We start from the raw sequence: 23559 nt of genomic DNA on the forward strand, positions 1-23559 counted from the left end.
GGCGCAAAGTTTTACAGGATAAAATGATGGAAGAGATGTACTTCGCAGGCGGCTGCCTTTGGGGTGTTCAAGAATTTATGCGCCACCTGCCGGGCGTAATCAGCACCGAAGCTGGACGCGCAAATGGCAAGACGGATAACACTCAATCTGAATACGATGGCTACGCAGAATGCGTTCGCACCGAGTTTGATCCAAGCCAAGTGTCGCTTGAAACCTTAATGGGCTATTTCTTTGAAATCATCGACCCATATAGCATCAACAAGCAAGGGGACGATGTTGGTGAAAAGTACCGTACCGGCGTATACAGCCGTGATACCAAGCACCTTGAAATCGCCAAATCGTTTATAGCAACAAGATACGATGCCGATAAGATTGCGGTTGAAGTCTTACCACTAAAAAACTACGTTCCAAGCGACGAAGAGCATCAAGATAGGCTCACTCGTTTCCCAAACGATTACTGCCACATCCCGTTAGATTTGCTGCATAAGTACAAAAATCCGTCTTAATGGATTAATCAAATTCAGCGTAACAACCCTCCCTAACCTCCCCTTGGCTTCTAGTTCGGAGCTTACATTAACCAATGTGTATCAAGGGGAGGAACTAGCTGAGTTCACTATCAGTTCTCCTAAGCCATCACTCCGCTCCGCGACGAAAGAGCGTGGTGATAAATCTATTGCCAACGAGCAACCTGTACCATTGAACCCGACAAGCGCTCAAAACAAGAGTGCTGCTCGCTTTATGTCTTTTCTTAAAGAGATAGAAAATAGAGCTATTAAAAGGGTTATTGGAGGAGATTTAGCACAAAGCCTCTTTTTTATAGCAAAATTGAATCATATTTGATTCCCTTCTCGTTTATTTTCAAGCTTCATTATTAATTTCAAAATAACTGGAATATAAATCACATAATAAATTTTATAATATTCAGCGTTATTAATGACGGCAATCACACTTAAGCTTGGGTGATACAAAAGTATAGTTATTGTATTTTTTTTACTATTTCCCAAAACCACTTCATTAATTAAATTTGACTCATTACTTCAGTACCAATGAGTCACAAAATGATTACAGAACTAACAAACGTCAATTTAATTAAAGGCAACCTTCAAGCAAATAATAAAAAAGAAGTCTTTGAAGAGCTAGTGCAAATGCTATTCGAAAATAATCGAATCAGCAGCAAAGAGGCTTTTTTAACCGACATAGAAGCACGTGAAACATTAAGCGTGACTTCAATGGACGGCATCGCCTACCCACACGCAAAAAGCAAAGCGGTCACAGAGCCTGCAATCGCTGTTGGCGTAAAGCGCGAAGGCATCGAGTATGGCGACGAAGAGGGAGTCAAACCGACCGTATTCTTCATGATTGCTTCACCAGATAACGGTGCCGACCACCATATTTATGTTCTTCAAGAATTATTCGGAAAATTTAGCGAAGAGTTTATTGAAGATATTCATAACGCAAAAGACGAAAACCAAATACTAAATATTTTAATTAATTCATAAGGCGTGAAATTATGAGTACAATCACAGCTCAAGCTACTAATAATAGCGATTTCAAAAAACTACTCAGTACCATGAAAGGTCACCTTTTATTCGGTACTTCTCACATGCTTCCATTTATCGTTGCGGGTGGTGTACTACTGGCGCTGGCGGTAATGGCATCAGGTAAAGGTGCGGTTCCTGCGGACGGTTTATTGGCGGATATTTCTAATATCGGTATTAAAGGTCTGGTGCTGTTCCCAATTATTCTTGGTGGCTTCATTGGTTATTCAATTGCAGACAAACCGGCACTTGCTCCAGCGATGATCTCTTCTGGCATCATGGCTGACATGGGCGGCGGCTTCCTTGGTTGTATCGTAGCGGGCTTCATCGCTGGTGGTGTGGTATTCCAACTTAAGAAGATCCCTCTTTCTGCTAACATGACTGCGTTGGGCGCTTACTTCATCTACCCACTTGTTGGTACGCTTATCTCTGCAGGTATCGTTCTATGGGGTATCGGTGAGCCAATCAAGATCTTCATGGCTTCTATGAACGAATTCCTAGCTTCTATGGCTGGCGCTTCTAAAGTGGTTCTAGGTACGATTCTTGGTGGTATGACGGCATTCGATATGGGCGGTCCAATCAACAAAGTAGCAACGCTATTCGCTCAAACTCAAGTTGATACACAACCATGGCTAATGGGTGGTGTTGGTATTGCAATCTGTACGCCTCCTCTAGGTATGGCACTAGCAACATTCCTATTCAAGAAGAAGTTCACTAAGCAAGAGCAAGAAGCAGGTAAAGCAGCAGCAATCATGGGTTCTATCGGTATCTCTGAAGGTGCTATCCCATTCGCAGCAAACGACCCTGTACGCGTTCTTCCTTCAATCGTTGCTGGTGGTATCGTTGGCTGTGTGTTCGGCTTCCTAACAGACGTACTACTACACGCACCATGGGGCGGTCTAATCACAGCACCTGTATCAAGCAACATCCCAATGTACGTTGTAGGTATCGCACTAGGCTCACTAACAACAGCAGTTATCGTTGGCTTCTGGAAACCAGTTGCTGAAGAAGAAGAAGACGAAATCGTTGAAGCAGCACCTGCACAAGCTCAAGCGACTCCAGCAGCAGGCGAAGGCGAGTACGACATCGTAGCAGTAACATGTTGCCCATCTGGCGTAGCACACACATTCATGGCAGCGAAAGCACTAGAGAAAGCAGGTGCAGCAGCTGGTCTGAAAATCAAAGTAGAAACTCAAGGTCAAAACGGTATCCAGAACCGCATCACTGACCTAGATGTAGCAAACGCGAAGCTGGTTATTCTAGCTCACGATATCCAAGTAAAAGACGCTCACCGCTTTGCAAAAGCAAACGTTGTTGAGTGTTCAACGAAAGAAGCGATGCGTAACGCAGCGACTCTTGTGAAAGCTTAAACCTTAAGCTCCTCCCCCTAAGAGCCCTTTCCCCCAAAGGGCTCTATTTCAAGTTTTTAAGTTTTAGTAATACCCCTGATTTTTTTAACTATATTACCCTACAATTTACAAGGCTTTAAAAATGAAATTCAAACCTTCCCTACTCGCTTGCGCAGTTCTCAGTGGTCTAGTCGGTCTGACTGGCTGTAACGACGACACAACCAACATTTATGAAGGCGGTGATACCAACCCTGCACTACCGGATATTCCTGACGGCGGCAAGCCAGTATGTCCTCCAGTTGGCGATGGCGACTGTGATGACAAGCCAAACCCAGAAACACCTGAAATCGACATGGGCGTTCATATCCCGGTAGATTTCGCCGATATGGACGTAACACGCTACGTCAACCCATTCATCGGCACAGGTAACCTAGGCAACACCTACCCTGGTGCAACCACACCACACGGCATGGTGCAGCTTTCTCCAAACAACGGTTCTAACGGCTGGGAATACATTTCAGGCTACTACTACCACGACGCACGTACTTCCGGTTTCTCTCATACCCACCTTTCCGGAGCAGGTGCTGGCGACTTGAACGACATTCTCGTCATGCCAATCAACTCGCGTTCGGACTACATGATTGATGAAGGTTCGGCAACGCTAAACCTAGAAGCGTCTCGCTTCCAACATCGTGACGAGCAAGCGACGGCAGGCTACTACAAAGTCGATCTATTGGATTACGACATCAAAGCCGAGTTGACGGCGTCTGATCGCGTTGGTGTACACCGCTACACCTTCCCTCGTGATGAGAAGTCAGAAATCATCGTGAACACTGGCTTCAAAATTAACTGGGACTACACCTCAGATTCTTACTTGAAATGGGACAAAGACAATAACCGTCTTGAAGGTCACCGTTTCTCTGATGGTTGGGCACCAAGCCAAAAAGAATTCTTCGTGATGGAATTCGACCAACCAATCAAAAACGTTCGCTTTGCTTACTACGATAAAGAGCAAGGTCGTTACATGGACGTGCCAGAAGGCATTACAGAAATCGGTAACGAAACACGCGGCAAGTACCAATACGCGCGCGCTTACGTTGAGTTCGACACCTCAAAGGACGGCTTAACGGTTGAAGCAAAATTGGCGCTATCAAACGTTGAGATTGGCGAGAACGGTAAATCAGGTGCTTCTCTTAACATGACAGAAGTTGCTGGCATGAACTTCGACCAAGTACGCGAAGCGGCAACGAAGAAATGGGAAGACGAACTCGGCAAGATCCAAGTCTCTGGCGACGAAGATTACAAACAGACGTTCTACACCGCGATGTACCACTCGTACCTAGGTCAAACCATTCACTCTGACTTAGATGGTCGCTACCGCCAAGTTCACCAAGGTCGCAACGCTTACCCAGATGGCAACACCCCTTGGGGCGATAAGATTGATACGCTAAAAGAGTCAATCCGCACAGCCGATGCTAACAAAGATGGCAAAGCAGACTTCACGCGCTACGACACTTTCTCTTTGTGGGATACCTACCGCGCAGTTCAACCGCTGTCTTCGATTCTTGAGCCAGACCGCTTAGCCGACGTGGTGCTGTCTATGTTGTCTTACGCAGAAGAAGAATGGGTGGATGACAAAGGCAACGTGCGCAAAGGTCGTCTGCCTGAGTGGACATTCAAAGGCAACGAAACAGGCATGATGATGGGCATGCACTCAACGCCTGTGATTCATGATGTGTTGTCGAAAGGCTCACTAGAAAAACGCATGATCGACCTTGGCTTCACAGAAGCAGAGCGCAAAGACGTTAAAGAACGCTTAGTTGAAGCAATGATCACTGACGCGCGCGCTGCAACGAGCCAAGGCGTAGCATGGATCAAAGAGTACGAAGAACAAGGTTACGTGCCAGCGCAATTGCACGACACTCCACCAGATTCTTACGGCGGTCACTCACCATTTAAAGACTCTTGGACAGCATCTTACTCGCTTGAATACTCAATGAACGACTGGGCAATCGCACAATCGATCAAAGAAGTATTTGGTGAAGAAGATCCACGCTACACCGAGTTCGCTAACCGTTCTAAAAACTGGCAAGCGCAATTCGACTTCGGTGGTAAGCAATACCAAGGTTGGTTCAAAGCCCGTGACTACGATGGCGAGTTTATCGATGCAGGTTGGGTAGACCCAATCACCGGTCGCGCGGTGGGTAAAGACTGGCGTCCAGACATGTTCAACTGGTCATTCTCTGAGTCGAACGGCTGGCAATACTCGTTCAGTGTTCAGCACGACATTCATGGCTTGATTGACCTGATGACACGCTTCGACAAGACACAAAACCCTGAAGCAGAACGCGGTGACTTGTTCGCAGCGCGCTTGGATGAGTACTGGTCAACCTACCCAGACCGCAATGCAGGCGACAACCAATTCCCAGTGTTCAACACAGGTAACGTTGGTCAGCACGTTCAAGGCAACGAACCAGATATCCACGTGCCTTACTTGTACAACTACGTAGGTCAACCTTGGAAAGGTCAGGCAGCTATCGCCGCAGCAACCAACATTTGCTACAAGAACACCGCTGACGGCATTTGTGGTAACGACGACTTCGGTACGCTCTCTGCGTGGTTCGTGTTCCGTGCGCTTGGCTTCTACCCAGTGAATGCTTCTTCTGGCATCTACGAAATCGGTACTCCGCTGTTTGAAAGCGCGTCTATCGATGTCGGCAACAACCAGAAGTTCACGGTGACCGCGAAGAACGTTAGCCGCGAAAACATCTTCATTCAATCGGCTCGCTACAACGGCAAAGACTTCAACCGTACTTACTTGACTCATGACGAAATCATGTACGGCGGTGAATTGGAGTTCGTGATGGGCGACAAACCAAATCAACGTTGGGGTTCTTTAGAGCAAGATCTTCCACCAGCACAAGGCATCGGTGAGTTCTTGCATGAAGACGAGATGCCAGCAGGTTCTCGTTAATCCCAATAGTGACAACTCAGCCGGGGGAGCGCATCTCCCGGCTATCCCTACAAGCAAATTTTATAAGCAGTCCTTTATAAACAGTCTCTTATAAACACTTTTTATATACGAATAACGACAAAACGGTATGCACATGTTTAAACGTAATCTTATCTCTTTGGCTATCCTGGTTGGTCTGACGGGTGGCTTGGCTGGCTGTAACAGCGACAACGATTCTTCCTCTTCACTGCCGGGCGATCCAATTGTTGATCTTGCGGTGTTGAAATACGTCGATCCTATGATCGGCACAGCAGCTTCTGGTCATACATTCCCGGGCGCGACGGTACCGGCAGGTATGGTTCAACTGTCTCCAGATACTTTCATCGGTTCTAACACAGACCATGAATCAGGACTTAACCCTTGGCACTCGGCATCTGGCTACTGGGATTCATCCAACTACGAAACTGGCGAAGTGGTTAACACTGACGTTCCGCTGTACGGCTTCTCACATACTCACCTTTCAGGTACAGGCGCAACGGACTTAGGCGACATCTTGGTTCTGCCATACGCAGACATGGCGAACACACAACTGAACTCTTTCGACAAAGCCAATGAAGAAGCAAGTGCAGGCTACTACAAAACCAAACTAAACCAAGGTCAAATCGAAGTAGAACTGAGCGCGACCAAACGCGTTGGTTTGCACAAATACACCTTTGCTGATGGCGCGGACCGTAACGTGAAGTTCGATTTGGGTCATACCCTAATGAACAACAACGGCAAATCTTTGAAGAACAAAGTAGAAGTGGTGGACGAATACACCATTCGCGGTCGTAAAACATCAACAGGCTGGTTCCAAGGACAAGATCACCAAGGTCAAGACATCTTCTTCTACGCGAAATTCAACCAACCAATCGCCAAAGCACTTTTGGGTGAACAAGACCTAGAACCAACGCGCGAAATGCGTAATGGTGCGGTTTACTCAGGCGATGATCTTACCGCTTACTTAAATTTCGGCACAGGCGAAGAGCCAATTGAAATCCGCGTCGGTATCTCTCCAGTTAGCTGGCAAGGTGCACAGAAAAACTTAGAAGCGGAAGCACCAAGTTTCGACCTAGCACAAGTGAAAGAAGACGCGGAATACGCATGGGCTGAAAAGCTAGCAAAAATCAAAGTCGAAGGCGGCACAAACGCAGAGAAAACCAACTTCTACACTGGCATGTACCACATGATGATCGCGCCAATCGAGTTCTATGATGTGGATGGTCAATACGTGGATATGCTTGGCACAGTGCGCACACTGAAAGATGGCGACACACCAAACTACTCGATTTACTCAACGTGGGATACGTTCCGCGCGGTTCACCCAATGTGGACCATCATCGACCCAGATCAAGCAACGCTATACGTTAAAGACTTGATTCGTAAATCTAACGACGAGTTTGGTTTATTGCCGAAATGGGAAGGACATGGCTCAGAAACCGGCACCATGATCGGCTACCCATCGGCAGCGATTCTAGGCGATGCGGTAACCAAAGGCTTGATTGATGCCGAGCAGGCTTACACCGCATCAGTGAAATCAGCTCGCTACACACCGCATGAATACCCACAGATTCATGACGACATCCTAAGCTCACTCATGGCAGGTCAGTTGAACTACCACGAGAAAGAACAGTGTGTTCGTTACCCGAACTGGAACTCAGTGTCGTACTCGTTGGAATTCTCATTCTACGATTGGACGATCGCAGAAATGGCAAAAGCCGCTGGTGATATGGACGCGTATGAAGAGTTCAAAGCCCGTTCTTACAACTCATTGAAACACTGGGATGCGAAAGCAGGCAACGCAGACGGCACGGGCTTCTTTGTACCGACCGAACTGAAAGAAGGTGACCCATGTGCACTGAAATACGCTTCAACTGACTTCGACCCTTACAAGTCTGACGCGTTCTACTACACAGAAGGTAACGCGTGGCAATGGCAATGGGCGTTCATGCAAGACTTAGACAAGCTGACTGAAATCATGGGCGGCACGCAAGGTCTGAACGACAAGCTGAACAACCTATTTACTGCCGATCCAAATGGCGGCGAAGCGCACCAAGACATGACAGGTTACATAGGTCAGTACATTCATGGTAACGAGCCTTCGCACCACGTCATCTACTTGTACAACCGTACTGAAGAGTCTTACAAGGCGCAGGAATACCTAGACCAAGTTTACGACCAGTTCTACAAACCGACGCCAGACGGCATCATCGGTAACGAAGACGTAGGTCAAATGTCCGCGTGGTACTTGATGTCAGCACTGGGCTTCTACCAAATTTCGCCAACCGATCCAACCTACAGCATCGGTCGTCCAATCTTCGACAAAGCGACGGTAGACATTGGCTCTGGCACCTTCACGGTAACGGCTGAAAACAACGGTCCAGACAACATGTACATCAAAGAAGTGACCATCAACGGTAAGCCTCTGGATGTGTACAACACCTTCCAGCACAGCGAATTCAAAGCAGGCGGCGAACTGCACTTCGTGATGACAGCTGACAAGTCTGAAGCAATGCAAGCCAACCTTGGCGAATAATGATTTTGAGGGGACCTCGTGTCCCCTTTTCTCGTGGAATAAAAACAATGAAACTAAAAAGAACCCTACTCTCTACCGCAGTGTTAACCGCCATGCTTGGTCTTGCTGGTTGTGGCAGCGACTCTGACCCAGAAACTCCGGTTATCTCTACCCCTACTTTGGAATTCGTTGATACCTTGATCGGCACTAAAGGTCTTGGCAACGTAAACCCATCTCCAGTTATGCCAGAAGGTATGATTCAACCTTCACCAGATAACTTCGATCCAAACGGTTGGAATGGCAAAGGCTCACCTGTCGAATACGATCCTGTGCACAGCCTGCTTTCTGGCTTCTCAATGACCCATATCTCTGGCGCAGGTAAAGGCGATTTAAACGACTTCGCTTTCTTGCCATACACAGGCTTCAATACCGATGCCGTGACCATGGATAAAAGCTCGGAAGTCGCGGAGGTTGGTTACTACTCGGTTGACTTGGTGGAAACTGGCGTAAAAGCTGAACTGTCTGCAACCGACCGCGTGGCGTTCCAACGTTACACCTTCAAACCGGGTGAAGACCGCAAAGTACGTATCGACCTGCAACACGAACTGTTGGAGCAATACGGCAACCACTCTCGCAGCATTTACTACAAACGCGTTAACGACACTACAGTCGTAGGCGCGCGTACCTCAAACGAATGGGGTCAATGGCAAACCGTGTTCTTCGCGGCAGAATTCTCTGATCCAATCATTGAAGAGAACTTGTACACCAAGCTGGCTTCTGAAAGCAAACTGACTCCAACCGACGCTACGGAAGTCGGCTTGGAAGATTACCGTGGTTACGCAGAGCACAAACCAATGCCAGGCGAACCAGAACCTGACCCAGAACGTTTGGCAAAACGCGCAAACGATGTCCTGACGCATTTGAACTTTGGTAAGAGCGATGAGCCATTGGTGGTCAAAGTAGCGATTTCTGGCACTGGCGTTGACGGCGCACTGAAAAACCTAGAAGCAGACACCAACGGCTGGGATTTCGACAACGTCGTACAACAAAACCGCGTGGCTTGGGAAAACATCCTTGGCGAGTTTGAACTGGAAGGCGGCAACAAAGCTGACAAAACCATGTTCTACACCTCGCTCTACCGTACGTTTGTTGCCCCATTCCTATACCAAGACGTGGATGGCAAATACCGTGGCATGGATGGCAAAGTGCACCAAGCAGAAGATGGCTTAGTGAACTACTCTGTGTACTCAATGTGGGATACCTTCCGCGCCGCACACCCACTGAAAACCATCATCGATAAAGACCGCGCGATTGAACACGCACGCGATCTATTGAACAAATACCAAACGGGCGGCGTGTTGCCAAAATGGGAACTGCACTCGGATTACACCGGTGAAATGGTCGGTCATCCTGCGGTCTCGGTTATCGCCGATATCATGGTTAAACACCCAGAAGCCTTTACTGCCGCTGAGTTTGATTTGGCGTTAAAAGCTGCTGACGAAACAGTCAACTTCAACCTTGATAAAACAGAGAGCTGGGTGCCTTACCAAGATGCTTGGAACGGTGACAAACGCTTCACGATCATGACGCGTCACAACGACTACCAAGAAGACGTCGGCTTTATTCCAGCTAACACCAAATGGGCGCCGGATTCTGGTGACAAACCGGGTTACGTAGAAGGCTTGAAAGTCGATAAGTACGACGAGCTCGTGAACGAGTCGGTGTCTTACGGTCTTGAGAACGCTTACTACGACTGGTGTATCGCTCAGATCGCTAAACTTGCGGGCAACGACCAGCAGTACGACCGCTACATGGCACGTTCTGAATCGTTCAAGAACTACTTCGATTACAACCCAGAGCAATACGGCAAGTTGCAAGACACCAAAGGCAACGCATTGGGTGCGACGGGCTTTATGCGTCCGGCTTACATGAACAGCGGCAGCAAGGTTTGGGCGAACAACCTGAAAGCCGAATGTTTGGACGAGAACATGGCGCTGTCTATCCCAGACGGTATGGACTACAACGCGTGTAAAGACCGCAAAGCACTCAACGAAAGTGACGTGTTCTGGCCTTACCGCGCCGAGCACCGTGGTGAAGACTTCACCGAAGGCAATACATGGCAATGGACATGGTTTGCACCGCACAACTTGAACGGTCTGGCTAACGTGATGGGTGGCGAGCACATCGACCGCACTGACTTTTCTCTTCCTGAAGACATAACCGAACAAGGCAAAGCGGCATTCCTCGCTAACTTGAATGCGCTGTTTAATGCGGACTCCAACGCCGATACGAGCCAATCACACGACATGTCTGGCTACATCGGTCAATTCGTGATGGGTAACGAGCCTGATCACCACGTTCCTTACCTATACAACTGGACGGCGGAACCTTGGAAGACACAAGAAATTGTCGACCAAGCGATGAACGAGTTCTACCACCCAACGCATGAAGGTCTGATTGGTAACGAAGACGTCGGTCAAATGTCTGCGTGGTACGTGATGTCTGCATTGGGCTTCTACCAAGTCACACCGGGCGAAGCAAGTTACACCATCGGTCGTCCTCTGTTCGACAAAGCCGTGATTCCAGTCGCGGACGGTAAATTCACCATCACCTCAGAAAACAACAGCCAAGAGAGCATCTACGTGAAGTCGGTGACCATCAACGGCAAACAATTGAGTGACCACTTCAGCTTCGCGCACAGCGATTTGAAAGACGGTGGTGAGCTGCATTTCGTTATGACTTCAGACAAATCTGAAGCGATGAAAGCGCAGTAACCGATACCTATCCAAATAACGAAAGGGGGCACCTAGCCCCCTAAAAAACTTCACTTCAGTGGAACCATAAAAATGAAACTAAAAAGAACCCTTATCTCTACCGCTATACTCGCTGCCATGTTTGGTCTTGCTGGTTGTAACAGCGATGACGACAACAGCAACTCTGGCACTCCATCCCTCGACACCACACTAACTCAATACGTCAATCCATTGATTGGTACAGGCGCAGATGGTCACACCTTCCCAGGGGCGGTTGTGCCTTACGGTTTGGTACAACTTTCTCCTGATACCGAAATGGAAGGCTGGGGCTCTGCCGCCGGTTACTTCGACCACGGCAAGCTGACTGAAATCCCAGTGTATGGCTTCTCCCACACTCACCTTTCTGGCACAGGCATTACTGACCTTGGTGACATCTTAGTTCTGCCTTTTACGAAGAAAGAAAACGCCGTTTTCAACACGTTCGATAAAGACAACGAAACTGCAGAAGCGGGCTACTACGCGGTTGAACTGAACAAAGGCGAAATCAAAGCCGAGCTAACCACCACGCAACGTGTTGGCTTCCACCGCTACACCTTCAAAGAAGGCACAACGCCACACATCAAGTTCGATTTAGACCACACCCTCAACAAAGGTCACTTCAACAACCGCACCATGAAGGGCGATTTGGAGTTCATCGACGCTTACACCATCCGCGGTTTACGTAGCTCAAACGGCTGGGCGAACAACCAACACGTGTACTTCTACGCCACCTTCAACCAACCTATCGTCAAAGCCATTGCTCTAGTTGACGGCGCAGAAACGGAAATCGATGTAAACAACGACAACATCGACGCAGTGAAAACCATCGCTTACCTAGAATTCGCACCATCATCAACACCGCTAGAAATCCAAGTAGGCTTGTCACCAACAGGCACAGAAGGTGCGGAGAAGAACTTAGAAGCAGAAGCGAAAGGTGTGTCATTTGATACTGCGCGCGCTCAAGCCAACGATGCATGGCACCAAGAGCTCAGCCGCATGATGGTATCTGGCGGCACGGAAGATCAAAAAGAGATCTTCTACACCGCGCTTTACCACGCTTCTATCGCGCCAATGATTTTCCAAGATGTCGACGGTCAATACCCAGCGATGCGTACTCGCATTCAAAAAGACGCGGGCGACACACCAAACTACTCCGTGTATTCCATGTGGGATACTTTCCGCGCTGCGCATCCACTGAAAACCATCATCGACCCAGAACGTGCCGAAGAGTTTGCCAACGACTTAATTCGTAAATACGAAGACGGTGGCATCTTGCCGAAATGGGAACTGCACAGCCATTACACGGGCACTATGATCGGCTTCCCTGCTGTCTCTATCATTGCTGACGCGATGGCGAAAGGCTTAGACATCGACCCACAACTTGCCAAAGACGCGGCTGAGTTTACGGTGCGCTACCACGAGGCTTCTGAGTTCCCAGATTGGACGGAAGACAACAACATCGGCGCCGCAAACGTTGTGCAAGTGAAGGTGTACGAAGAAAACGGCTTTGTTCATCACGGCTACTGGAACAGTGCGTCTTACACGCTTGAGTTTGCATATGGCGATTGGGCAATGGCAGAAATCGCGCGCATGGCTGGCGATGTAAAACTGCAAGAAGAATTTATGACTCGTGCCGACAACTGGCTTAACCATTGGGATGCAGAGACGGGCTTTTTACGCCCGAAAAACCACCCGCTGAGCTCATCACCAAACAAACCGCCTTTGGAGTTCAACCAACCGATTGATGAAGAGCGTTTGGATGAGTGTGAAATGGTTGAATGGCCTGAAGGCTCAGGTGTGATGAAAGAGAAATGCCCACTGCTACCATTCGACCCTTACTACGTGGACGAGTTTGCCTACACCGAAGGGAACGCGTGGCAATGGAAGTTCCAACCAATGCACGATTTCAATCGCCTGAAACAAGAAATCTACCAAGCAGACTTGGCGCAAGGCAAAGACACCACGCCAGAGAAAGCCTTCCGTGAAGACTTGGACGAGCTATTCAATGCGCGTTCTTCAAACACAGGCGAAGAGCTACCAGACCTAACGGGTTACATCGGTCAGTACATGCACGGTAACGAGCCATCGCACCACATTCCTTACCTATATGCGCTAACGGATGAGCCATGGAAAGCGCAAGAGTACCTAGACCGCATCATGTCAGAGATGTACACCAGCGAGCCAACTGGCTTGATTGGCAACGAAGACGTGGGTCAGATGAGCTCTTGGTACTTGATGTCGGCAATGGGCTTCTACCAAGTGACGCCTGCGGATCCGGTCTACACCATCGGTCGTCCTATGTTTGATGAAATCACCATTCCAGTGGAAGGCGGCGAGTTCACAGTCATCGCAGACAACAACAGCCCACACAACAAGTACGTGAAGTCCGTAACCATCAACGGCAAACCGCTAGATGCCAACTTCACCTTCAAACACAGCGAAATCAAAGCGGGCGGTGAGCTTCACTTCGTCATGACGGGTGACAAGCAAGAAGCGCTTCAAGCTCAGTAACGTTTTATGTAATTCGTGTTTAAAGAATAAGCAGATAGATTAACTCAGTGGCAGGAAGTGACGCGCTTCCTGCCTAAGGAATCAAGATTATGAACTTTACGAAAACCGCTATCGCCACCGCTGTGATTGCAAGTGTTATTGGTTTGGCTGGCTGCAACGATGACGACGATAACACCTCACCAAGCGTCGATACTTCCAACCTAAAATACGTCGACCCATTCATTGGTACCGGCTTTAACGGACACACCTTCCCGGGTCCTGTTGTGCCAGAAGGCATGGTGCAACTTTCTCCAGATACCGAGCTGATCGGCTGGCACTCTTCATCAGGTTACCACTTCGATAAAAAGACCCTATTTGGCTTCTCCCACACTCACCTTTCTGGCACGGGCATGGGCGGTTTAGGTGACATTCTGTTCCTGCCGTTTACCGAAGATAAAGCTAAATACATCGAAGACAGCGACGACTACCGCGAAGCGATTTCGGTCAAGATGGACAAAACCTCAGAAGTGGCAGAAGCGGGTTACTACTCGGTGAAAATTGCAGAGAACGGTATCAAAGCTGAGCTTACGGCTTCTGAACGTGTCGGGTTCCATCGTTACACCTACCCGCAAGGTCAACCACAACGTTTGAAGATTGACCTCAACTCCATCCTTAACAGCGACTGGGGTTCGACCTCTCTGCGCAACAAACTGACGGTTAGCGAAGACGGTCATACCATCACGGGCGAGCGCGATGCAGCACACTTCTCTGGCTGGGCAAAAAACCAAAAAATCTTCTTCTATGCGACTTTCGATAAGAAGATCAAAGACGTCTACATCCTTGCCAATGGTGAGCCTGTTGACGGCCTAACGGCAGAGCACGTTTCTGAATTGATTTACGATGACCAAGGCAATGCTATCAAACGTGTCAAAGCGGACGTCACTGCCTACATCGAATTTGAAGATGAAGGCTCACAAGAGTTGAATGCGCAAGTGGCGTTATCTGCGGTTGACCCTCAAGGTGCAGAAAACAACTACGATGCCGAAGCGAATGTCTCTTTCGATACTGCGCGCAACAACGCGCGTGAGAAATGGGCAAAAGCACTCAACTTCTCAATTGAAGGGGGCACAGAAGATCAGAAAGAGATCTTCTACACTGCGCTTTACCACACCAAAATTGCACCTATGGTGCATCAAGATGTAGACGGTCGATTCCGTGGCATGGGCAAAGGCTCAATTCGTGAAGGCGAAGGGGAATACTCCATCGCTTACGGTCAAGCAACGGAAGAACAGCCAAACTTCTCGGTTTACTCTCTATGGGATACCCAACGTGCGTTGCACCCACTAAAAACCATCACAGAGCCAACCCGCGCGGTGCAGTACGCGAAGAACCTAGTTCAGAAGTACACTGAAAGCGGCTTGCTGCCGAAATGGGAGCACTTAGGTGACGAAACAGGCACCATGGTTGGCTACCCAGCGGCAGCAGTGATTGCGGATGCGATGACCAAATTCCCAGAAGAGTTTACTCAACAAGAGAAAGAGCTGGCGCTGAAAGCCGCGATCGACTCTTCGACTTACGACAACTACCCGGCACTGCAAGCCGATTGGGATCAAGGCGTATTGGATCGCACTTTAACCAAGCACATCGATTACATTGAGAAAAACGGCTTCACGCCTGCCATCCAACGTGTCGATGGTGAACCAGTATTTGAAGACTACACGGTTGAGTCTGTTTCTTACGGTCTGGAAAACGCGTTCTACGATTGGGCTATCGCGCAAATCGCCAAAGCAGCCGGTGATACTCAAGCGGAAGAACAATACCTTGAACGCTCGAAAGGCTACAAAAAGTACTTCGATTACAACCCAACGGAATACGCAGAGCATGGTGTGACGGGCTTTATGCGCCCAGTGATGATTGATGAAACCTTCATGACGCCATTCGACCCATACGGCACAGAACACGAGACAGGCAACTACACCGAAGGTAACGCGTGGCAGTGGACTTGGTTTGTACCGCACGACATCGCGGGCTTGAAGACCATCATGGGTGGCGATGCTGAGTTCCAGAAGAACCTAGAAGCAACCTTCACCGCAGAAAGCCAAGGCACTGAAACACCGGATATGTCTGGTTTGATTGGTCAAGTTGCGTTTGGTAACGAGCCTTCACACCACATTCCTTACCTATTCAACTGGACCGCAGAACCATGGAAGACGCAACAAGTCGTCGACCACATTCTTGATGACATGTATTTCGCTGCCCCAGAAGGCGTAGTTGGTAACGAAGACGTGGGCGCAATGTCCGCTTGGTATGTGATGTCTGCATTAGGCTTCTACCAAGTGAACGCAGCAGAACCTATTTACACTGTGGGTCGTCCGCTATTCGACAAAGCGGTGATTCCGGTGAAAGGCGGCACGTTCACCATAACCACAGAGAACAACGCCGATGACAACATGTACATCAAGTCTGTCACCATCAATGGCAAAGCTTTGGATAACGGTTTCTTCTTCGACCATTCCGAGTTCAAACCGGGTGGTGAGTTGCACTTCGTGATGACGGGCGATCAATCAGAAGCGATGAAAGCGCCTCAATAACCTTCACTTGAAATGTGTTCCTCAGGCCAAATCAGTCTGAGGAACATAAACTCAAATCAATCCCTTCCACTAATGACAGTGTCATTTCTGCTGCCGAAACTTCTTTGCAACCCGACGAATTTTGTCCGCACCACAACGGCGTAAATTCATCTCGGTTTTGCTTCTCCATAAGCGCTCTTAACTGAGTCATTTCAATGGAAGCATATGGGAATTTCGGCGCAGACTCACAGATGTAGCCTAGCTCCGACATCGCGCGATTCACAATGCCTCGTGCTGGCCTGCCCGAGAAAACATTAGTCACCGCCGTATGCTGCGCGCGCTCACTGGCAATCGCATATCGATGTAAAGACGAGGTTTTTGCCTCATCACACAACAAATAGGCGCTGCCAACCTGCACGGCACTTGCTCCTAACTTCAGTGCGGCTTCAACACCGTTTCTATCGGCAACTCCTCCTGCTGCAATAACAGGTAAATTCACGCGCTTGACGATTTGCGGTAACAACGCCATCAAGCCTAATTGAGTAGATAAATCATCCGATAAAAACATGCCTCGGTGTCCACCAGCCTCCAAGCCTTGAGCAATAATGCCGTCAACGCCTTTTGCTTCCAGCCACAGAGCTTCATCCACAGTGGTCGCTGTCGAAAGGATCTTCCCTCCCCAGCCTCTAATTCGCGCTAACAAGTCATCGGTAGGCAAACCAAAGTGGAAACTGATCACTGGCGGTGCAAATGGTTCAATCGCGTCAGCAATATCATGATTGAAAGGCATCCTTGTCGGAGCGTTTGGCTGAGCCTGTACGGTTGCACCAACTTCAGCAAAATACGGTTGCAGCGTTTGTTGCCACTCTTCGTGCTTGTTAGCGTCGTATTTCGGCATTTCATGGCAAAAGAAGTTGAGGTTGAACGGTCGATTGGTCGCCTGTTGAATAAGTTGAAGTTCTTTAACGATGGCGTCTTTATTCAGCATTCCACAAGGTAACGAGCCAAGCCCGCCAACATTACTCACAGCAATGGCCATTTGGCTATCTTGCACGCCAGCCATTGGGGCTTGAATAATCGGTAACTCTGTCCCCAAAAGTGCATTAAATGCGTTGTTTTTCATCGTTCTTCCTTGAGTTCATCCAACTGAGTTTTTGTTGTTTTATGCGCGTTTTCACTGATACGCATCAATATGTCCACTATCTCATATCGGCTAATTTTCACCCAACTGCGTTGTTATTTCTGTGCACTCAACGCCCACTCAAAATGACATTCCGCGTCAATTAGCGATTACTGACATGAATTTATGTGATCCAATTCAATCGCCTGAGTTACGTGCTTTTTTAAAGTTGCTCTGTTTCGCGAAACCTTACTTCTTACTCAACTTTTACCGGATCAACTATGAAGACATTTTCTAAAAAGCCGTTGCTGTATGCGTTAGCGGCGTTCTCTATCGGCGTGTCATTTTCTTCCTTTGCGGAAATTCGCAACGTCACGTTGCTGCACACCAATGACATTGAAAGCGTTTATGAGCCCGTTGACGCATTTTGGAATCCAGACATTTGCCGCATTGGCGGTATTCCTTACCTTGCCACACTGATCAAACAAACCCGCGCGCAAGAGGAGACCAGTTTCTTGTTCGATGCGGGGGACATTTTCACTGGGTCACTCGCGAAAAAAACGCAAGGCAAGCTCTCTTTCGATTTGTACAGCGCGATGGGCTACGACGCGATAACGCTCGGTAACCACGAATTTGAATACGGCTGGCAAACCTTTGAGTTGAAGCTATTGCCTCATTGCGAATGCCGATTACCTGCTTGGCAACGTTACGGGAGAACCGCCGTCGGTAGCCCAAGAGTAAAGTGTCGCTGCTGTCAAAAAACCGCAACGCTGCTGAACCCGAACAAAGAATCCCACTCACTCCAACCACTGCTTGATGCTCTATTGGCCGAGGTTTCACCTAAAGATTTACAGTATAAACTGGGCTTAAATCATCGCCGTTTTTCACAATCTCTTGAGCGTTTAGCAAGTATGCTGGACACTTTTAGTCGCTTATACGAACGTCACTTATCGTTCTCGAATATCCAAACTCGCTCCTTTGTTCAAGTGGCGCGCTCTGGTTTTCGCCACCATGGCCGAGAACAACGTGCAGCGCATGTTTGGACACTATGCAGCGCCGATGCCCAAAAGGGTTACGTGCTTTTGCTCAGTGACAACGCTTGGTTTCCTCAGACAGAGATGTCAGAGCACATCATTCCTCAACCGCTTTGGGAGCAAAGCCGTTACCAATTAACGCAGCAAGAAGAAATGCCAAACGAATCAGATGTATTTCTCCAAGCACAGCGCACTTACGACAAAATTCTTAGCCGCAGCCAATTTGACCAACTCGCTTACTGCGATGGTTCGCACGCGAAATCAAAAGAAGTGCTACTCACTCGCCCTGTTTTTGCCGCACACGCGCACATGCAAAACTTGGCGAAATACTTTGCTAACAAAGTGCCGAAACGCTTTGTCCTCGAACATGAAAGCTTTTTACGAGGGGCAACGATCACCGCTTTTACCTCCGCCATTAAGCGGGGCACGACGCAACTCTGTTATTGCCATATTGGACAAAGTGAGGAAAACCTGAGCTTAAATCATGCAAAGTAAAAGATGAGTTGGTGGGATGAAACGTGGCGTCGTGGAAACATCCAAAATCAATATGGGAGTTGGCAAGTGGGGATGGGTTGGCTGACTCCAAAAAGCGCAAGACCATCGGAATCGATAGACGAATTAATCCCGACACACCCGAATTGGAACAGCGAGTTTTGGAACCGTTATACCCAATGGTTACCACCAAGCTACGCTGCCCACTTGAGTTTGCAGCGCATCAAACAGTGGCAAGCGATTTATCGATTTCTCTATAACTACTCAGCCATGCAGTCACCACCAAAAGTTGGGGTGGATGAGATCGACCTGTCTCGCGTCGATAGCATAGCCGAATCAATCAACCGCTCGGTAAACGCTCCTGTACACCTTTGAACGCTCGAACAAGAAGGCTTCATCAAAACCGATATTGTTTGAAATGCTGGATCTAAGATTCGACTTTTAGCCATTAGCCAAGTGATTTAATGGGAATGATTTGCTGAAACTTAGCATGAAGATCTGTAAGCGCAGCTTCAACATCTGGTTCTGCTCGGCTTAAATGTGCGATTAGCGTCATGAAGTAGCAGTCAAAAATCAACGGCATTTTGTCTTCAAGAACAGAACTTACGCTCGCAGATTGAAACAAAGCTTGGTTAAACGACTGGTAATAATCCAAATCCCAAATCACCTCTTTCAACAAGGCTCGGCTCAACTCGACGTTCGCAAAATAGTAGCGATAGTATTTCTCCGTCAGCGCCAAACCAATGTCTATATCTGTCTTACCTTCCACACTGACTAGCGTCTCTTGGCTGATCTGTTGCAGTTGCGTCAGCATCCCTTCGCGCAAAATCGACAGTTTGGTCGGGAAGTGGCTGAACACCGTACCATCGGCGACTCCTGCTTCTCTCGCAATCTGCCTTGTGGTCGTCATGTCATAGCCATTCTGAGCAAAAGATGCCCACGCGGCTTTTAGGATTTTGTCTCTGGTTTGTTGTCGCTTCGTCATTGATGTATCTGCTTAATGAGCCTGAAAGGATCATACCTTGAGCGGCTGACATTGACAAATTGAGCGCGCTCAATTATAAAAAATGAGCACGCTCAATTTTTATATAAAAACAAAAGGAATCGCTCATGTACGTATTAAACAAACTAGGCCAAGGATTGATTTTCTTGCCGACCATATTCTGCTTTTCTTATATTTTAAGACCAATATTGATGGTGATTCTCATACCAGGTGGACTCGCACTTTTGGCGTTAATCGGTGGGGCAGAAGTCAGAGCAGAACTCAAAGCCATGTTGCTTGAGGAGCTTTTTGGGGTCAGTCCATCACACACCACCTCGAAAAAGGCGTGAGTGCGCGAGAAACGTTGGCAAGGTTAAGCAAAAAACAAAACGCGCAAGTATCGAGATCTCAATACCTGCGCGATATAAATGTGGTGAAAAGAGGACTGGCGTTAATCAGTATTCATGTTCTGACCGATTCGCCATAAAACGCCACTAGGGTCAAACAAACAACATTCGCGCATACCCCAAGGTTGCTCGACCAGCTCAGTTAAACGCGAACCAAATTCTTCATGACCCACTTTGGACAAGTGCTGATGCCAGCTTTCTGCGTCTTCTACGAGCAAGTGCATCATGAAGTTGTTGCCGTGTTCTGGCTCATAAAAATTCTGTAAAAGAAACGCGCAACTGCCTTGAGAGAAGTACGCCACATCACCGAAGTCTGACGCCATATCAAAGCCTATCGCCTCATAAAAACGTTTTGAGAGCGCGTAATCTTTCGCTGGAACAAATGATTTGATTTCAACAATATTGAGGTTTTCCATTTCCAATTTCCTAAGCCCTTTTCCATCAAACTGACTGACGTAATCACGCTCTACGCCTTCTATTCGCCTTGCGTATTTTGCTGCGATGGTAGTGGAACACACTCTACCATTTGCGTTTGTAACCACGTGATGAATTTATGTTCGAGTTCTGTACGCTTTTTATCTTGGCTCAATAAAACATAATTGCAACCTGATAGCACAAAACCAAATGGCGCGACCAAATTACCGCGCTTAATATCGTCCATAACAAAAGGATACGATCCCATCGCCGCGCCTAAGCCATCCACCGCGGCTTGTATGCAAAAATAAAAATGCGCAAATGATTGCTGAGTGTTGCCGTTGAAGGTTTCACAACGTGTTGATAGCTGCCAATCCGCCCAAGCATGCGGTCTAGTTTGGCTATTCAACAATCGAACTGCATCCAAATCGTCTTGAATGGATTGCCAATACTCAGGAGAAAATACTGGCCCCACCCACTCTTCAACAAGAATGGTTTTGTTGTAATCGTGCTGCTGAGCAAAATCGTCTCGACGAACCGCCATCGAAAGCCCTGTTGATCCTAATGTTACCGGGCCTCCCGCCGTCGACAAACGAACATCAGCACGGTGTTCATCATTAAACGCAGCAAGCCTTGGCATCAACCAACGCATGGTTAATGTCGGTTCACAAGACACTTCAAGATGCTGATGTTTTTCTTGAATGAGTGTATTCACGCCTGTTTCTAGCGTTTGGAATGCCGTTTTTGTGTATGTCTTGAGTAATTCACCTTCTGCCGTCAACACGGATTTCCTGCCCTCTTTCAAAAACAAAGGTTGCGACAGATATTGCTCAAGTTGCTTGATCTGCTTACTCACGGCTCCGTGGGTGATATTCAGTTTGTCAGCCGCTTCAGTGTAGCTTGAAGAGCTCGCCGCAACGTGGAAGACATAGAAAGATTTTAGGTGACGCATTTGTGAGTTTTTCTCACAAATATGGGAATATTTTTCGATTATAGTCAGTAACAAAGACGCTTACAATTCCGCTACATCACAGACTTCATCATTCAAACAGGAAACCGATATGGAATTTGTAACTCTTGCGCTATTGGGGGTACTTATTGTTATTAGCCCTGGCGCAGACTTTGTTTTGGTATTAAGAAACAGCTTAAATCAAGGACGAGAAGCTGGCGTGTACAGTGCGATTGGTATCAGCATGGCGATAAGCATCCACATCGCTTACTCCATGCTGGGGATCAGTTACTTAATTTCACAAAATGAATGGTTGTTTAATCTCGTGCGCTATCTTGGGGCTGCTTATCTTGTCTACCTTGGGATTAAAGGAATATTCTCCTCGCAGCCTGCGTCAAACTCAGAAACCATTCAACAGAGCGAGTATTCAATGTGGCGATTTTTCATGCAGGGATTTCTGTGTAATTTACTCAATCCTAAGACGATGCTGTTTTTTCTGAGTATTTTTAGCCAAGTGATTTCTCCCGATTCTAGTCAGCAACATATCGCCTTGTTTTACGGGATTTATATGATTGCGCTGCACGGTATTTGGTTTTCTATCGTTGCTGTTTTATTCACGTCCCCCCAATTACAAGCCTTCTTGTTGAAGATTAAGCATCGACTCAATCAAGCATGTGGAGCGGGTTTGGTCATTTTCGGCGCGATGCTGGGCTTAAAGGCTTAATACGTTTGCGGTCAGATTTTGAACACAGAAAATGCGGCTACTGGAGCCGCATTACAATCCACAAACCTTAGGTCTGGTAAGTGAAACGTTTATTGAGTGATAACGGTGAGCTTATCCCAATCAATCGTGAAGCGAATTTGCGCTTCAGTGTAATGGCTCGTTGTGCCTTGATCGTACCAGTTACACGCATTGCGAGAGAAACCTTCGTCAACTTCTTTCATGCCCGCTCGTGCAATCATCTCCGTTTTGGGCTCTTCTCCGCGCTCAAATTCTGGTGTGAACACGTACTGGAATTTCGGTTTGAAACCGTAGATCAAACGCGGCAAGTTCTCTTCTGGTAATAGGTTTTCGTTTGAACAACCTGTGTAGTGGTAAACACCCGCCCATTTACCGTAATACTGGTAGTCGTTGGTGTAAATTTGGCTAAGAGAGGTGGTCCACTTAACGCCCATACCGCGTTCCATGGAAGCTTTTGGCTTGGCTGCGGTGACGTAATCCTTACTCGAGTAACGAGACGTATAAGCCACACCTAGGTCGGTCGTCAACGAGCCAGAAAAACTTGGTGCCGAGCCCGGTGTTGCAGTCGCGGTTAAGCCGATAGACGGTGCAACCGTGGTTGTCGATATCGAAACATCATTGGCTTCGTTTTGCGGTGAGTAATCCTCACTAAATACAGGCGTGCCACCAGCTTGATAGATGCTGTAATCGAACGCAACTGGGTAGTTTTGAGTAAAACGGTCAACAATCGCTGCATCAAAAGTGTGTTTTACACCCGGCTTACCTGGTACATAACCATTCCCTAGAGTGATCACGCGAGCCGCTTTTTTGTCATTCTTTGAGTTATGGAATAACTCAACCAGTAACTTCATCTGCACACGGCTACCACGAAACTCGTACGGGAAAAGCTCAGGCTCGCTTTGCATCACGACCTCATAACTTTTCTTCACGTAACCTTCTAGCGCGATGTTATCAATCAAGACACTTTCTACAACCTTGTTATCAGAAGCAGCAGCAGTAGCGGAAATCCCTAACATTAGGGGAAGCAGTATTTTCTTATTCATTATTTTATTACCTTACTTGGGAACAGTCCCAAATCAAGCTAACATATTGAATACACTGCATCAACGTGACGAAAACGATTCACATTATCAATAGTTTGATCTACACTCAGAAATGAAAAAAAAACAGCCA

16 protein-coding genes and 1 pseudogene are annotated in these 23559 nt (G+C 47.8%); 12 read left to right on the forward strand and 5 right to left on the reverse strand.

What is annotated here, in order from left to right:
* The first annotated feature begins 26 nt into the window (after positions 1 to 26).
* The 8 genes from ACF8EG_RS04235 to ACF8EG_RS04270 all read left to right on the forward strand — a co-directional run bounded on the left by ACF8EG_RS04235 (position 27) and on the right by ACF8EG_RS04270 (position 16267).
* Entirely contained in the window at positions 27 to 506 is a 480-nt protein-coding gene (locus ACF8EG_RS04235; protein WP_043038581.1) for a peptide-methionine (S)-S-oxide reductase, read from the forward strand.
* Positions 507 to 1058: 552 nt separating this feature from the next.
* Positions 1059 to 1499, forward strand: coding sequence for a PTS sugar transporter subunit IIA (locus ACF8EG_RS04240; RefSeq protein WP_069504920.1), 441 nt, complete (start codon positions 1059 to 1061; stop codon positions 1497 to 1499).
* Between the two features lie 11 nt (positions 1500 to 1510).
* On the forward strand, positions 1511 to 2908 hold the full coding sequence (locus ACF8EG_RS04245) for a fructose-specific PTS transporter subunit EIIC (protein WP_069504922.1): 1398 nt from the start codon (positions 1511 to 1513) through the stop codon (positions 2906 to 2908).
* A gap of 121 nt (positions 2909 to 3029) precedes the next feature.
* Positions 3030 to 5861 carry a GH92 family glycosyl hydrolase gene (locus tag ACF8EG_RS04250; RefSeq protein WP_025526150.1) on the forward strand — a complete coding sequence of 944 codons (2832 nt, stop codon included), beginning with the start codon at positions 3030 to 3032 and terminating at the stop codon, positions 5859 to 5861.
* Between the two features lie 133 nt (positions 5862 to 5994).
* Complete coding sequence (locus tag ACF8EG_RS04255) at positions 5995 to 8415, forward strand: GH92 family glycosyl hydrolase (RefSeq protein ID WP_069504924.1); 2421 nt, start codon at positions 5995 to 5997, stop codon at positions 8413 to 8415.
* A 47-nt stretch (positions 8416 to 8462) separates the two neighbouring features.
* Positions 8463 to 11168, forward strand: a complete 2706-nt coding sequence (locus ACF8EG_RS04260) for a GH92 family glycosyl hydrolase (RefSeq protein WP_069504927.1) — start codon at positions 8463 to 8465, stop codon at positions 11166 to 11168.
* Between the two features lie 72 nt (positions 11169 to 11240).
* Positions 11241 to 13697 (forward strand): GH92 family glycosyl hydrolase, encoded by a 2457-nt coding sequence (locus tag ACF8EG_RS04265; protein WP_069504932.1) that lies wholly within the window; start codon positions 11241 to 11243, stop codon positions 13695 to 13697.
* A gap of 89 nt (positions 13698 to 13786) precedes the next feature.
* Complete coding sequence (locus ACF8EG_RS04270) at positions 13787 to 16267, forward strand: GH92 family glycosyl hydrolase (protein ID WP_069504934.1); 2481 nt, start codon at positions 13787 to 13789, stop codon at positions 16265 to 16267.
* Positions 16268 to 16298: 31 nt separating this feature from the next.
* Here the strand turns inward: ACF8EG_RS04270 and ACF8EG_RS04275 are convergent, their stop codons facing one another.
* Positions 16299 to 17369, reverse strand: coding sequence for a nitronate monooxygenase family protein (locus ACF8EG_RS04275; RefSeq protein WP_069504936.1), 1071 nt, complete (start codon positions 17367 to 17369; stop codon positions 16299 to 16301).
* Between the two features lie 278 nt (positions 17370 to 17647).
* Here ACF8EG_RS04275 and ACF8EG_RS04280 point away from each other — a divergent pair.
* Positions 17648 to 18025: pseudogene (locus ACF8EG_RS04280) on the forward strand (metallophosphoesterase); the annotation flags it as partial.
* 873 nt (positions 18026 to 18898) lie between these two features.
* On the forward strand, positions 18899 to 19267 hold the full coding sequence (locus tag ACF8EG_RS04285) for a hypothetical protein (RefSeq protein WP_175423246.1): 369 nt from the start codon (positions 18899 to 18901) through the stop codon (positions 19265 to 19267).
* A 73-nt stretch (positions 19268 to 19340) separates the two neighbouring features.
* Here the strand turns inward: ACF8EG_RS04285 and ACF8EG_RS04290 are convergent, their stop codons facing one another.
* Complete coding sequence (locus tag ACF8EG_RS04290; RefSeq protein WP_065764454.1) at positions 19341 to 19877, reverse strand: TetR/AcrR family transcriptional regulator; 537 nt, start codon at positions 19875 to 19877, stop codon at positions 19341 to 19343.
* A 125-nt stretch (positions 19878 to 20002) separates the two neighbouring features.
* Here ACF8EG_RS04290 and ACF8EG_RS04295 point away from each other — a divergent pair, with 125 nt between their 5' ends.
* Positions 20003 to 20224, forward strand: a complete 222-nt coding sequence (locus ACF8EG_RS04295) for a hypothetical protein (protein ID WP_005481464.1) — start codon at positions 20003 to 20005, stop codon at positions 20222 to 20224.
* A gap of 101 nt (positions 20225 to 20325) precedes the next feature.
* Here the strand turns inward: ACF8EG_RS04295 and ACF8EG_RS04300 are convergent, their stop codons facing one another.
* On the reverse strand, positions 20326 to 20697 hold the full coding sequence (locus ACF8EG_RS04300; protein ID WP_005395273.1) for a VOC family protein: 372 nt from the start codon (positions 20695 to 20697) through the stop codon (positions 20326 to 20328).
* Between the two features lie 59 nt (positions 20698 to 20756).
* Positions 20757 to 21647 (reverse strand): LysR family transcriptional regulator, encoded by an 891-nt coding sequence (locus ACF8EG_RS04305; protein WP_069504938.1) that lies wholly within the window; start codon positions 21645 to 21647, stop codon positions 20757 to 20759.
* 109 nt (positions 21648 to 21756) lie between these two features.
* Between ACF8EG_RS04305 and ACF8EG_RS04310 the strand changes: the two genes are divergently transcribed.
* On the forward strand, positions 21757 to 22368 hold the full coding sequence (locus ACF8EG_RS04310; protein WP_005463897.1) for a LysE family translocator: 612 nt from the start codon (positions 21757 to 21759) through the stop codon (positions 22366 to 22368).
* 89 nt (positions 22369 to 22457) lie between these two features.
* On the opposite strand, the gene ACF8EG_RS04315 is transcribed toward ACF8EG_RS04310, so the two are convergent.
* Positions 22458 to 23429: a hemolysin gene (locus ACF8EG_RS04315; RefSeq protein ID WP_069504940.1), complete on the reverse strand. Its 972-nt coding sequence runs from the start codon at positions 23427 to 23429 to the stop codon at positions 22458 to 22460.
* Positions 23430 to 23559: the final 130 nt, after the last annotated feature.

The sequence above is a fragment of the Vibrio sp. YQ_11 genome, assembly GCF_043103065.1.
Taxonomy (GTDB): domain Bacteria; phylum Pseudomonadota; class Gammaproteobacteria; order Enterobacterales; family Vibrionaceae; genus Vibrio; species Vibrio parahaemolyticus.

Bases quoted from the DNA above. Each gene is read 5' to 3' on its own strand.
- ACF8EG_RS04310 (WP_005463897.1), top strand. From the start codon at position 21,757: ATGGAATTTGTAACTCTTGCGCTATTGGGGGTACTTATTGTTATTAGC.
- ACF8EG_RS04305 (WP_069504938.1), bottom strand. From the start codon at position 21,647: ATGCGTCACCTAAAATCTTTCTATGTCTTCCACGTTGCGGCGAGCTCT.
- ACF8EG_RS04260 (WP_069504927.1), top strand. From the start codon at position 8,463: ATGAAACTAAAAAGAACCCTACTCTCTACCGCAGTGTTAACCGCCATG.
- ACF8EG_RS04235 (WP_043038581.1), top strand. From the start codon at position 27: ATGGAAGAGATGTACTTCGCAGGCGGCTGCCTTTGGGGTGTTCAAGAA.
- ACF8EG_RS04315 (WP_069504940.1), bottom strand. From the start codon at position 23,429: ATGAATAAGAAAATACTGCTTCCCCTAATGTTAGGGATTTCCGCTACT.
- ACF8EG_RS04285 (WP_175423246.1), top strand. From the start codon at position 18,899: ATGAGTTGGTGGGATGAAACGTGGCGTCGTGGAAACATCCAAAATCAA.
- ACF8EG_RS04240 (WP_069504920.1), top strand. From the start codon at position 1,059: ATGATTACAGAACTAACAAACGTCAATTTAATTAAAGGCAACCTTCAA.
- ACF8EG_RS04290 (WP_065764454.1), bottom strand. From the start codon at position 19,877: ATGACGAAGCGACAACAAACCAGAGACAAAATCCTAAAAGCCGCGTGG.
- ACF8EG_RS04300 (WP_005395273.1), bottom strand. From the start codon at position 20,697: ATGGAAAACCTCAATATTGTTGAAATCAAATCATTTGTTCCAGCGAAA.
- ACF8EG_RS04250 (WP_025526150.1), top strand. From the start codon at position 3,030: ATGAAATTCAAACCTTCCCTACTCGCTTGCGCAGTTCTCAGTGGTCTA.
- ACF8EG_RS04245 (WP_069504922.1), top strand. From the start codon at position 1,511: ATGAGTACAATCACAGCTCAAGCTACTAATAATAGCGATTTCAAAAAA.
- ACF8EG_RS04270 (WP_069504934.1), top strand. From the start codon at position 13,787: ATGAACTTTACGAAAACCGCTATCGCCACCGCTGTGATTGCAAGTGTT.
- ACF8EG_RS04295 (WP_005481464.1), top strand. From the start codon at position 20,003: ATGTACGTATTAAACAAACTAGGCCAAGGATTGATTTTCTTGCCGACC.
- ACF8EG_RS04265 (WP_069504932.1), top strand. From the start codon at position 11,241: ATGAAACTAAAAAGAACCCTTATCTCTACCGCTATACTCGCTGCCATG.
- ACF8EG_RS04275 (WP_069504936.1), bottom strand. From the start codon at position 17,369: ATGAAAAACAACGCATTTAATGCACTTTTGGGGACAGAGTTACCGATT.
- ACF8EG_RS04255 (WP_069504924.1), top strand. From the start codon at position 5,995: ATGTTTAAACGTAATCTTATCTCTTTGGCTATCCTGGTTGGTCTGACG.